The organism is Cypionkella sinensis (genome assembly GCF_042646385.1).
GTDB classification, from domain to species: Bacteria; Pseudomonadota; Alphaproteobacteria; order Rhodobacterales; family Rhodobacteraceae; genus Cypionkella; species Cypionkella sinensis.
Window position 1 is genome coordinate 359045 of record NZ_JBHRTO010000001.1, and the last position, 11413, is coordinate 370457.

Consider the following 11413-nt stretch of genomic DNA (forward strand, 5'->3'; position numbering starts at 1 on the left):
CATGCTTTCAAGAACCGCCGACAACCTCTACTGGATCGCCCGCAATATGGAGCGTGCCGAGACCGCGGCGCGGCTGTTGGAAGTGGGCGCGCGGATTTCGCTGCTGCCCTCGGCGCAGGGCTATCGCAACGATTGGGACAGCCTGCTGCGCGCCAGCGGCAATGCCAATGGTTATGTCGCGAAATATGGCGCACCGGCGCAGGCGCAGATCGAGTCCTATCTGTTTTTCGACCGTGATAACCCGAACTCGGTGGCGTCCTGCATCACCAATGCGCGCGAGAATGCCCGCATCGTTCGAACCGCTTTGACGACGCAGGTCTGGGATGCGCTGAACACCGCGTTTCAAGAGTTGCGCCAGATCGAGGCGCAGACGGGTGTGCGCGAACTCTCGCGGCTGACCGATTGGGTGATGCGGCACACGGCGATGGTGCGTGGTGCGATTGATGCGACGCAGTTGCGCAATGACGGCTATAACGTGTTGAATATCGGCTATTATCTGGAGCGTGGCGACAGCACTGCACGCCTGATGGATGTGAAATACTACGTGCTGCTGCCACGGGCGGATTACGTCGGAAGTGGCCTCGACAATGACCAATGGGCGATGCTGCTGCGGGCGATGTCGGCCAATCGCGCGTTTCATTGGGCCTATGGCGGCGAGATCACCTCGGCCAAGATCGCGCATTTCCTGATTTTGAACCCGCAATGTCCGCGCAGCCTTATCACCTGCGTGGCGGGGATGAACAACCATCTCGGGCGGTTGGCGAAGCTTTATGGCCGTGAAACCGAGGCGCAGGCGGTGGCGGCACGGTTGCTGAGCGATCTGGAGAACCAGACCACAGATCAGATTTTCGACGAGGGTCTGCACGAGTTTCTGACTCGTTTCATCGGCGAGGCCGCTGGCTTGGGCGCGATCATTCATAATTCGTATCTGTCGGGGGACATGCAATAATGCTGCTCAGCGTCGATCATGTCACGCATTACCGCTATGACCGCCCGGTGCGCGGCGTGGTGCAAAGCCATCGGTTGATGCCGTCGAAGTTTGACGGCCAGAAGGTGCTGGATTGGTCGGTGACGATGACCGGCGGCACCATGGGCAGCGCGTTTCGCGATGGGGCGGGCGATTGGGTGCAGGGCTGGACTGTGGCTGGCCCGGTGGATGAGATCGAAGTGCGGGTGAAGGGGCTGGTGCAAACCACGGATCTGGCCGGGATTTTGCGCGGTCATCGCGAGGTTGTGCCACCCGAAGCCTATCTGCGCGACACTGATGCCACTGTGCCGGATGCAGCGCTGACCGAGCTTGGCCAGATCATCGCGGCGGCGGATTCGCCGCTGTCGGGTTGTCATGCTTTGTCAGAGGCGATTTCGGCGGCGATTGTCTATACGCCGGGGGCGACGCGCGTGCAGACCACGGCGGCGCAAGCTTTGGCGCAGGGGCAGGGCGTGTGTCAGGATCACGCGCAGGCACTGATTGCGGCGGCGCGGGTGGGTGGCGTTCCGGCGCGCTATGTCTCGGGCTATCTGCAATCGGGGCAGGACGGACTGGATCACGAGGCCGCCCATGCCTGGGCCGAGTTGTTCGTGCCCGGCATCGGTTGGATCGGCTTTGACCCGGCGAACCAGTGCTGCCCGGATGCGCGCTATATCCGGCTGGGTTCTGGCTTGGATGCACAAGATGCAGCGCCGATCCGGGGAATTTCGCGTGGATCGGGGTCGGAAATCCTGTCGGTGACGGTTGCGGTCCAGACGCAGGAGCAATAGGGTCCGCCCGGACATGCGGAGAATGTGATGACCTATTGCGTCGGGCTTTTGTTGAATGCGGGCATGGTGTTGCTGTCAGATACCCGCACCAATGCGGGACTGGACAACATCGCGACCTATCGCAAGATGTTCCATTTTGAAGAACCCGGCGAGCGGGTGATTTCGATTGTGACGGCCGGATCATTGTCGGTGACACAAACCACGCTGGCGCGGCTGCGTGAGGCGATTGACGATCCTGACGCGACCGAGACGACATCGATCATGAAAGCGCCGACGATGCTGAAGGTCGCTTCGATCATCGGGGATATGCTGTCGCTGGTGCGCCAAGAGATCGACGAGAAAATGGCCACGATGAATCAGGGGGCCTCGGCCAGCATGTTGGTGGCAGCGCAGCGGCGCGGCGGGGCGATGCGTTTGTTTCTGATCTACCCCGAAGGCAATTTCATCGAAGCCACCGAGGACACGCCGTTTTTGCAGATCGGCGAGCATAAATATGGCAAGCCGATTCTGGACCGGGTGGTGAAGCCTGCGACTTCGCTGGCCGATGCCGAAAAGGCGGTGCTGCTGTCGATGGATTCGACGTTGCGGTCGAACCTTTCGGTGGGGATGCCGCTGGATCTTTGCGTGATCGAGAAAGACGCCTGCCGGGTCAGCCGTAAGCGGCGGATCGAGGCCGGTGATGAAAGTTTCCGCGCGATGTCAGAGGCTTGGTCCAAGGCGCTGCGCGACGGGTTTACGCAGATCACGCTGTAGGCACGCCGATTTCTGCACAGAAATCGTGGCGGATTTTGTGCAAAATCCGCGCGCGATCAGCGGTGCGCGCGGAACAGGGCTGTGGTGCTGTCGAAAAACCGGGTGCGGGCGGCAAGACGCTCCATCAGCACTTCGTGTTCGGCACCGGGGTAAAGATCAAGGGCGCCACCTTTCCAACCTGCCATGCGGGCATGAATTGGGGCGGTATCGACGATTTTTTCCTGCGACCCCAAGGCGGTCAGCGCCGGGAGGTTCGGCGCAGGCAGCAGGGTCAGTGCGTGACATTCCCCCAGCGCGGCTTTCAGCCAGCCCAGGCTGGGGCCCCCCAAGCCGAGTTCGGGGTGGGCCAGCGCCTGCTGGCGCATGTAGTCCCACATCTCGGCGTCGGTGGTCAGGGTGTTGCCGGTGAAAGGGGCGGTCAGCACATAGGATTTCGCTCCGGTGCCCGGCGCGTAGCGGCTGTCAAACTTGAACCAGCGCGAGGCGGTCGTCAGAGCCACCGCCATCGGCCGCATCCATGCGGCGATCAGGATGCCCCACATCGGCGCCGAGAAGGCGGCGGCCTTGACCGGCGCGCCCCGCATCAAAGCGCGCAGACCGATACAGCCGCCCATCGAATGCGCCATCAGATAATAGGGTTCCGGCAGGCCTTGGGCGCGGGCGAAGCCGACCATTTCATCGAAATCAAGCTGATACTCGGCAAAATCCCCGACATGCCCGCCCATCGGATCGTCAAGCGCGCGGTCGGCCAGACCCTGACCGCGCCAGTCGATCACCAGCGTGGCAAAACCGCGCGCGCGCAGATCAGTGGCGGCGCGGCCGTATTTCTCGACATATTCAGTGCGCCCCGGCAGCAGCAGCACGGTGCCTTGCGCGCCGGGGTGGCTCCACAGACCCACCCGCAGCCGCACACCATCGGCGGCCGTCAGCCAAAAGCCGCGCCCACCGTCCGGGCCTTCGGCGATGTCGTAGAGTGGCGCGTCGCTCACGACATTGCCGCGCCAAGCTGCATGGCAAGGCCCATGCTGCCTTCGACCTTAAGCTTGCCGGTCATGAATGCGGTGGTCGGGTTCATATCGCCTTCCAGCATCGCCTGAAACACTTCCGGCTCGGCAATCAGGGTCACGTCCGAATCCTCATCGCCCGCGCGAGCGCCGTTTGGATCAACCATGATCGCACCTTCGCCCAGCAGCACGAACTTTGCCACGCCGTCAAAGCCGTTCGGCAGCTTCTTTGCCAGCGCCGCCACGGCTGTTGAGATCACATCGCTCATCACATTCTCCTGTCTGAACCGGCGGGGCTGGAATTTTCCGCCCGTTGCGTTACCTATACCCTTATGAAAGCGCATCCATCGTTACACAATCGTATCGTTGCGGCATTTATGCTGGTTTTGTGGTCATGCCTTCCCGCTGCCGCGCAAACCGACAAGCTGGACGATCTTTTTGCGCGGCTGCAAAAGGCAGATGAGGCTGAGGCAAGCCAGATCGAATCCGATATCTGGATGGAATGGTCGAAATCCGGCTCTCCGGCGATGGATCTGCTGTTGCAACGCGGCAAGGATGCGATGGCGAATGGCCAGCCGGATGTGGCGGTGCAGCATCTGACGGCCTTGGTCGATCACGCGCCGGATTTCGCCGAGGGCTGGAATGCACGGGCGACGGCGTATTATCAACTCGGGCAGTTTGGCCCGGCGATTGCAGATATCGGCAAGGTGCTGACGCTGAATCCGCGGCATTTCGGGGCGTTGTCGGGCTTGGGCTCGATCTTTGAAGAACTGGGCAAGCCCGCGCAGGCGTTGGAGGTTTATAAGGCCACGTTAAAGATTGATCCCCATGCGCCGGGGGTGGTGGAAGCGGTAAGCCGGATCGAAACCGAGCTTCAGGGCAAAGACCTATAGGGCAGGGCCAAGGATATGATGGCTGCCGGACAGGTGACGGCGGTGCTTGGGCCGACCAACACCGGGAAAACCCATTACGCGATTGAACGGATGCTGGGGCATCGCACCGGGGTGATTGGCCTGCCGCTGCGGCTGCTGGCGCGCGAGGTTTATGATCGTATCGTCGCCAGCCGGGGGCCGTCTGTGGTGGCACTGGTGACGGGCGAAGAGCGGATTGTGCCCGACCGCGCGCAGTATTGGGTCTGCACTGTTGAGGCGATGCCGCTGGATCTGGGCGCGGATTTCGTTGCTGTGGATGAGATCCAGCTTTGCGCCGACCCCGAGCGCGGGCATGTGTTCACCGATCGTCTGCTGCGGGCGCGGGGTCTGCATGAAACGCTGTTCATGGGCGCTGAAACCATGCGGCCCGCCATCGCTGGGCTGGTCAATAACGTGCAGTTCGTCAAGCGCGAACGATTTTCCGAATTGACCTACACAGGTTCGAAAAAGATAAGCCGGATGCCCGAACGCTCGGCCATCGTCGGGTTTTCTGTTGAAAATGTCTATGCCATTGCCGAATTGATCCGCCGCACCAAGGGCGGCTGTGCGGTGGTGATGGGGGCGCTTTCACCGCGCACCCGCAATGCGCAGGTGGCGTTGTATCAGAACGGCGATGTGGATTATCTGGTGGCGACCGATGCGATTGGCATGGGGCTTAATCTCGATATCAAGCATATCGCCTTTGCGGCGACCTCAAAATTCGACGGGCGGCGGATGCGGGCACTTTATCCGCAGGAATTGGCGCAGATCGCAGGTCGCGCGGGGCGCTATCAGGAGAATGGCACCTTTGGGGTGACGGGCGAAGTGCGCCCGCTGGACGAGGAAACCGTCGAGGCCATTCAAGAGCATCGCTTTGATCCGGTGCGCAAACTGGAATGGCGCAATCATGATCTGGAGTTCGGCAGCGTAGAGCGGCTGATCCGCAGCCTTGAAGCGCCGACACAGAACAAATGGCTGGCGCGGGCGCGCGACGCCGATGATGTGCTGGCGCTGAAATATCTGTCGGAACTGTCCGAGGTAAAGGAAAAGCTGAACACGCCGCAGCGGATCAAACTGCTGTGGGAGGTCTGCCGCATCCCCGATTTCCGCAATGCGGCGGGGAATGAGCACGTCACCTTGCTGGCCCGCATCTTTGATTTTCTGACCGGTAAGGGCCTTGCGCAAACCCGTATCCCGTCGGATTGGCTGGAAAAGGCCATCGCGCGGATAGATAAAGCGGGCGGCGACATTGATACCATCTCGAAACGGCTGGCCTATATCCGCACCTGGACCTATGTTGCGCAGCGCAAGGGCTGGGTGGACAACGAAAGCCATTGGCGCGCCGAGACGCGTGCAGTAGAAGACCGACTGTCAGATGCGCTGCATGCAGCCCTGACGCAACGATTTGTTGACCGGCGCACGTCCGTGCTGATGCGGCGGTTGAAGCAGAAGGAGACCCTCGTGGCCGAGGTGAATGACAAAGGCGAAGTGACGGTTGCAGGCGAATTCGTCGGCCGTCTTGAGGGGTTCCGTTTCCGTCAGGATGCGACCGGATCAACCGAGGAAGCCGCCACGCTGCGGCAAGCGGCGTTTGCGGCGCTGAAACCCGAATTCCACCTGCGGGCGGATAGGTTCTACAACGCGCCCGATACCGAGCTGGATTTCACCGAGCAGGGCGGCCTGATGTGGGGCACCCAAGCCATGGGCAAGCTGGTGAAGGGTGCAGAACCTGCGCGCCCAACGGTTGAGGCTTTCGTTGATGACGAGGCTGGCCCGGATGTCGCAGACAAGGTGCGCCGCCGTTTGCAGCATTTCATCGACCGCAAGGTGGCCGCGAATTTTGAGCCGCTGCTGGCGATGGGCCGCGATGAGACCCTGACCGGGTTGGCGCGCGGCTTTGCCTTCCGTCTGGTCGAAGGGCTGGGCGTGATCCCGCGTGAGACGATTGCCAACGAAGTCAAAGAGTTGGATCAGGAAGCGCGCGGCGCTTTGCGCAAGCATGGCGTGCGCTTTGGTCAGTTCACCGTGTTCCTGCCTGCGCTGCTGAAACCGGCACCGACGCGGTTGCGTCTGGTGTTGTGGTCGCTGTGGAATGGTCTGGATGAATTTCCCGAAAGCCCGCCTCCGGGTCTGGTGACGATCCCGAACATTCCGGCAGTGCCGAAAATGCACTATACTTTGGCGGGCTATCATCCGGCAGGGGCGCGCGCGATCCGCATTGATATGCTGGAGCGTCTGGCCGATATCCTGCGGACCAAAGACAGCCGCGCAGGCTTTGAAGCCACGCCGGATATGCTGTCGATCACCGGCATGACGCTGGAGCAGTTCAGCGATCTGATGGGTGGTCTGGGCTATAAGGGCGAGAAGGCCGAGCGTCCGAAGGTCAAGGCGGCGCCGGTTCCGGTCGCAGTTGATCCGGATGCGCCGGTGCAACCGATCCCCGAAGGCGAATCGGCTTTCGTGCAGCCTGACCCGGAAGCGGCCCCCGAGATGGAGTCGTTCTACACCTTCACTTGGGCACCGAAACCGCGCCCCCGCCCGGAACGCCCCGCGCGCCCGGAACGCGCCCCACGCGCCGATGCGCCCGCAACTGAGCGCGGCCCGCGCCCGGATCGTGGCCCGCGGCAAGATCGCGGTCCGAAGAAGGAAGGCGAGGCGGATCGCGGCCCGCGTCCTGATCGCGCACCTCGCCCCGAAGGCGAAAAGTCTGATCGTGGCCCGCGTCGCGATGGCAAGGGCGAAGGCTACAAGGGCAACAAACCGCATGGCGGCAAGCCCGAGCGTGACAACAAGCCGAAAACCTACGAACAGCGCCCACCGCGCGCCGAAAAGCCGATCGACCCCGATAACCCCTTCGCCGCTTTGATGGCGTTGAAATCAAAGCTCTGATTGGCGGGGCCGGGGGCCAGACCCTCAAAAGATGTCCAGCCGAAACTTCGGCTGGACAAATGGCTGTTCGCGGCGCGGTTCTTCAAGAACCGCGAACTTGCTGCTGAAGTGATCGAGTCCGGCCATCTGCGGCTGAACGGACAGCGTTGCAAAAAGCCGGGGCATGGCGTGGCCGAAGGCGATACGCTGACCTTTCCGCAGGGCAGGGCGATACGTGTCATCCGGGTGCTGGCGCTGTCAGATCGCCGTGGCCCCGCGCAGGAAGCGCAACTGCTTTACCACGATCTTGCGCCAACCGCCGATGCACCGCTTGAATGATCCGTAGCACTTTCGTAGTAAGGCGGCGCGGAAATAGGAGCCTGCCCCATGACCTACGTTGTGATCGACAACTGCATCGCCTGCAAATACACCGATTGCGTCGAAGTGTGCCCGGTGGATTGCTTCTATGAGGGCGAGAACATGCTGGTCATCCACCCGGATGAGTGCATCGACTGTGGCGTCTGCGAGCCCGAATGCCCCGCCGATGCGATCCGCCCGGATACCGAGCCGGATATGGATGCCTGGGTGACATTCAACCGGAAATATTCGGAAATGTGGCCGGTGATCGTGACCAAGAAAGACCCGCTGCCGGGTTACGAAGAACGTGACGGCGAAACCGGCAAGCGCGAGAAGTATTTCTCGGAAGCACCGGGGCAGGGCAACTGAGGCGCTGCACTGTCGCTGATTCGGCATAGCTGCGTTGCCAATTTGGGCCTGATGGCAAAAACACTGTGATTCCAACCTGTAATGCCAAGGAGTTGATCTTTCTCGGCGATTGGAATCGTTGCATTTTTGTGTTATACATTGGTTACAAATAAACACGGATGCCTGCACAAACCTCAAAGCTGCTCGCTTGGGGTGAAAATCTAGTCAAAAAGCAAAGCCGTTTGATCGGGGTGATTTCCCGGAACGGTTGTGTTTTTTGCGGAACAGGTTCCTGCCGAGGAAGCGACTGAATGACCAAATCGAAGAAGCCTGATTTTCGTCCGAATGAGTTCGTTGTGTATCCTGCCCATGGCGTCGGTCGTATTGTGTCGATCGAGGAACAGGAAGTTGCCGGCTTTGTGCTGGAACTGTTCGTGATCTCGTTTGAAAAAGACAAGATGACGCTGCGGGTTCCGACCCACAAGGCCACCGATGTGGGGATGCGGTCGTTGTCGTCTCCCGATCTGGTGACGAAGGCGCTGGATACGCTGAAGGGCAAGGCCCGCGTCAAACGGGCGATGTGGTCGCGTCGGGCGCAGGAATATGAGCAAAAGATCAACTCGGGCGATCTGATGGCGATTGCCGAAGTGGTGCGCGATCTGCACCGCAGCGATGATCAGCGCGAGCAGTCCTACTCCGAGCGTCAACTCTATGAGGCGGCGTTGGAGCGTCTGACCCGCGAAGTGGCGGCGGTTTCCGGCGTGGATGAAGCTGGTGCGCAGAAGAAAGTCGGCGATGTGCTGGTTGGCCGCGCGGCCTGATCGGACGTAAGTTTTCGGAAAAGGCGGTCCTGCGGGGCCGCCTTTTTCATTGCGGTTTTCAATGCTCGGCGGGCTTTTCGCTGTGGGGTTCCATATCGGGGAACAGCATGGCTTGCAGCACTTCGGGCGGTTCTTCGGCGGCCATTGGTTTGACCTCGTGCAATTCCTCCATCAGCGCGATTTCCAGATCGCGGTCGAGTTGCTTGGCGCGCGCGATATAGGCCTCGTTCAGATGGGTGGGCTGGCCTGGCACCCAGACCTCAGCCAGATCGCGCATCGCGCCGCGATCCACCCGGAAATAGGCCTGAGAAACCTTCGCGGCTTCGTATTCGGAAAACCCCATGTTTTCCAGCACATAGCGGCCCGCGCGGATCGAGCTGTCGAAGGTTTCGCGCACGATGTCATTGGCGCCGGCCTGATACAGTTCATACACATGCACGCGGTCGCGCGCGCGGGCGACGATGTGAATGTCCGAGCGGCGCGAACGGGCGTAGCGCACGATGCGGGTCGCGGTATCGCTGTCGTCCACCGCAATCACGATCACCTGCGCCTCGGCAAGCCCTGCGGCCTCCAGCAGTTCGGGGCGGGCGGGGTCGCCGAAAAAGCCCTTCACACCGAATTTGCGCATGGTTTCAATCGTGGTCATATCGTTGTCCAGCACCACCGTCGGGATGCCAGAGGTGCGGATCAAACGGTTGACCACTTGGCCGAACCTGCCGATCCCTGCGATGATCACCCGGCCCTTTTCGTCAATCTCATCCGGGGTTTGGTCGGGGGTGCGATGGGCAAAGCGGGCGCTGAGCCAATCATAGCCGATGAACAGCAGGGGCGTCAGCAGCATGGACAGGCTGATCACCAGCAGCCCCATTTGCCCCGCAGCCAGCGGCAAAGCACTTTCCGATCGCGCAAAACTGACGATCAGAAATCCAAACTCGCCGCCCTGCGCCAAGCTCAGTGAGAACAGCCAGCGATCTTGGCGTTTCAGTTTGAAAACGAAGGAAATCGCCACCAGAATCAACGCCTTTAGCAGCATAAGGCCCAAAGTCAGGCCCAGCACGGTCAGCGGCTCGCGCGCCAGCATCTTGAAGTTGATGCCAACGCCGACGGTCATGAAGAACAGCCCCAATAGCAGGCCCTTGAACGGCTTCAGATCAGCCTCGAGTTGATGGCGGAACTCTGAGTTGGCCAGAACTACGCCCGCCACAAAGGTGCCAAGGGCGGGCGACAGGCCGACCAGCATCATCAGAAACGCGATGCCCAAGACCATCAGCAGGCTGATGAAGGTGCTCATCTCGGGCAGTTTGGCGGCATGCACGAAGCGAAAGATCGGACGGCTGAGGTAATGGCCCGCCAGCACGATGCCCGCGACAATCGCCAGCGTCAGCAGGCCTGCGCCCCAGCCCGGCAGCGATTGCACCGTGCTGATCAGTGCCGAAGTCGCTTCATGTTCCACCACATCCTGCGGGTTCGAGACGCCGAACACCGTTGCCCGCGAACTGAACAGGTCGGGCAGGGCCAACAGCGGGATAATCGCCAGCATCGGGATCACCGCGATATCCTGCGTCAGCAGCACCGAGAACGCCGAGCGGCCCCCTTGCGTGCGCATCAGGTTCTTTTCCGACAGGGTTTGCAGAACAATCGCGGTGGACGACAGCGAGGCCATCATTCCCAAAATCAGTGCCACCGCCGGCGTTATGCCAAACCAGATCAGGATTATTGATACACTTGCGGTGGTCAGCATCACCTGCGCGCCACCCATGCCCAGCAGCTTGTGCCGCATCTCCCACAACGAGCGCGGCTCCAACTCCAACCCGATCAGGAACAGCATCAGCACCACGCCAAACTCGGCAAAGTGCTGCAAATCGGCGGTTTCGGTGCCTGCAATGCCTAGAATCGGCCCCAGCAGGATCCCGGCGGCCAGATAGCCCAGCACCGAGCCCAACCCCAGACGCACCGCCAAAGGCACCACGCAAACCGCGGTGCCGAGGTAGATCGAGGCTTGCAGCAGAAAACTTTCCATGACGGACTTTCAGACAATCAATAACAGGGGCGGAACAACGAATTTGATAGCAATCGGCTCAGGTCGGCAGGGGGGCGTCGGCCTTGAACTGATCCATCACGATCTGGCTTTGCACCCGTGCCACCGCCGGATGCGGCAGCAAAAGCTGATGGATCACCCGATTCAGATCCGGCAAATCGGCACACCAGACCCGCAGCAGATAATCGGCCTCTCCGGTCAGCGTCCAGGCCGAGACGATCTCGGGGCAGGTGGCCAGCAGCGTGCCGAAACTGCGCGCGGCATCCGGCGAATGGGTGGCCATCTGCACCTGCACAAACGCCTGCACCGTCAGCCCAACCTTGGCAGGCGACAGCCGGGCGGCATAGCCCGTCACAAAGCCCTCGGCCTCCAGCCGTTGCCTGCGGCGGGCAGCTTGGCTGGGCGACAGGTTCAACCTTTCGCCCAGTTCCTGCGCGGTCAGCATCGCATTGGCCTGTATCTCGGCCAGCAGACGTGAGTCGGTAGCGTCCAGCATGCGGGTTTCTCGCGTCAAATTCTGATATTCCGCGTGTATCGCGCGCAGATCGGCGCAAT

General features: G+C 61.2%; 12 protein-coding genes. 8 read left to right on the top strand and 4 right to left on the bottom strand.

The features are described 5' to 3' along the window. Window position 1: 1 nt before the first annotated feature. The 3 genes from ACFOGH_RS01805 to ACFOGH_RS01815 are packed head-to-tail and all read left to right on the top strand — an operon-like array spanning window position 2 to window position 2511. Entirely contained in the window at window positions 2-949 is a 948-nt protein-coding gene (locus tag ACFOGH_RS01805; RefSeq protein WP_380071340.1) for an alpha-E domain-containing protein, read from the top strand. Continuing rightward, window positions 949-1758, top strand: coding sequence for a transglutaminase family protein (locus ACFOGH_RS01810; protein WP_380071341.1), 810 nt, complete (start codon window positions 949-951; stop codon window positions 1756-1758). Before ACFOGH_RS01805 ends, ACFOGH_RS01810 begins: the two co-directional genes overlap by 1 nt. Before the next feature lie 27 nt (window positions 1759-1785). Further along, window positions 1786-2511: a proteasome-type protease gene (locus ACFOGH_RS01815; RefSeq protein WP_380071342.1), complete on the top strand. Its 726-nt coding sequence runs from the start codon at window positions 1786-1788 to the stop codon at window positions 2509-2511. Window positions 2512-2567: 56 nt separating this feature from the next. Here ACFOGH_RS01815 and ACFOGH_RS01820 read toward each other — a convergent pair whose 3' ends face one another. Further along, complete coding sequence (locus ACFOGH_RS01820; protein WP_380071343.1) at window positions 2568-3500, bottom strand: alpha/beta fold hydrolase; 933 nt, start codon at window positions 3498-3500, stop codon at window positions 2568-2570. Then, entirely contained in the window at window positions 3497-3784 is a 288-nt protein-coding gene (locus ACFOGH_RS01825; protein WP_380071344.1) for an SCP2 sterol-binding domain-containing protein, read from the bottom strand. Before ACFOGH_RS01825 ends, ACFOGH_RS01820 begins: the two co-directional genes overlap by 4 nt. A gap of 108 nt (window positions 3785-3892) precedes the next feature. On the opposite strand from ACFOGH_RS01825, the gene ACFOGH_RS01830 reads away from it, so the two are divergent. From ACFOGH_RS01830 to ACFOGH_RS01850, 5 genes are all read left to right on the top strand, one after another. Further along, on the top strand, window positions 3893-4408 hold the full coding sequence (locus ACFOGH_RS01830) for a tetratricopeptide repeat protein (protein WP_380071345.1): 516 nt from the start codon (window positions 3893-3895) through the stop codon (window positions 4406-4408). A 15-nt stretch (window positions 4409-4423) separates the two neighbouring features. After that, entirely contained in the window at window positions 4424-7315 is a 2892-nt protein-coding gene (locus ACFOGH_RS01835; RefSeq protein WP_380071346.1) for a helicase-related protein, read from the top strand. Next, window positions 7316-7633 (top strand): RNA-binding S4 domain-containing protein, encoded by a 318-nt coding sequence (locus ACFOGH_RS01840; protein WP_380071347.1) that lies wholly within the window; start codon window positions 7316-7318, stop codon window positions 7631-7633. 48 nt (window positions 7634-7681) lie between these two features. After that, window positions 7682-8020: a ferredoxin FdxA gene (gene fdxA / locus ACFOGH_RS01845; protein ID WP_380071348.1), complete on the top strand. Its 339-nt coding sequence runs from the start codon at window positions 7682-7684 to the stop codon at window positions 8018-8020. A 290-nt stretch (window positions 8021-8310) separates the two neighbouring features. Then, entirely contained in the window at window positions 8311-8820 is a 510-nt protein-coding gene (locus tag ACFOGH_RS01850) for a CarD family transcriptional regulator (protein WP_380071349.1), read from the top strand. 58 nt (window positions 8821-8878) lie between these two features. Here the strand turns inward: ACFOGH_RS01850 and ACFOGH_RS01855 are convergent, their stop codons facing one another. Together ACFOGH_RS01855 and ACFOGH_RS01860 are read right to left on the bottom strand one after the other, a co-directional pair. After that, window positions 8879-10840: a cation:proton antiporter domain-containing protein gene (locus ACFOGH_RS01855; protein WP_380071350.1), complete on the bottom strand. Its 1962-nt coding sequence runs from the start codon at window positions 10838-10840 to the stop codon at window positions 8879-8881. A 58-nt stretch (window positions 10841-10898) separates the two neighbouring features. After that, window positions 10899-11354: an Lrp/AsnC family transcriptional regulator gene (locus tag ACFOGH_RS01860; protein WP_380071351.1), complete on the bottom strand. Its 456-nt coding sequence runs from the start codon at window positions 11352-11354 to the stop codon at window positions 10899-10901. Window positions 11355-11413 lie beyond the last annotated feature (59 nt).

Excerpts from the sequence above, each read along its gene's own strand:
- ACFOGH_RS01825 (WP_380071344.1), bottom strand. The coding sequence starts at position 3,784 with ATGAGCGATGTGATCTCAACAGCCGTGGCGGCGCTGGCAAAGAAGCTG.
- ACFOGH_RS01835 (WP_380071346.1), top strand. The coding sequence starts at position 4,424 with ATGATGGCTGCCGGACAGGTGACGGCGGTGCTTGGGCCGACCAACACC.
- ACFOGH_RS01805 (WP_380071340.1), top strand. The coding sequence starts at position 2 with ATGCTTTCAAGAACCGCCGACAACCTCTACTGGATCGCCCGCAATATG.
- ACFOGH_RS01830 (WP_380071345.1), top strand. The coding sequence starts at position 3,893 with ATGCTGGTTTTGTGGTCATGCCTTCCCGCTGCCGCGCAAACCGACAAG.
- ACFOGH_RS01815 (WP_380071342.1), top strand. The coding sequence starts at position 1,786 with ATGACCTATTGCGTCGGGCTTTTGTTGAATGCGGGCATGGTGTTGCTG.
- ACFOGH_RS01850 (WP_380071349.1), top strand. The coding sequence starts at position 8,311 with ATGACCAAATCGAAGAAGCCTGATTTTCGTCCGAATGAGTTCGTTGTG.
- ACFOGH_RS01860 (WP_380071351.1), bottom strand. The coding sequence starts at position 11,354 with ATGCTGGACGCTACCGACTCACGTCTGCTGGCCGAGATACAGGCCAAT.
- ACFOGH_RS01855 (WP_380071350.1), bottom strand. The coding sequence starts at position 10,840 with ATGGAAAGTTTTCTGCTGCAAGCCTCGATCTACCTCGGCACCGCGGTT.
- ACFOGH_RS01810 (WP_380071341.1), top strand. The coding sequence starts at position 949 with ATGCTGCTCAGCGTCGATCATGTCACGCATTACCGCTATGACCGCCCG.
- fdxA (WP_380071348.1), top strand. The coding sequence starts at position 7,682 with ATGACCTACGTTGTGATCGACAACTGCATCGCCTGCAAATACACCGAT.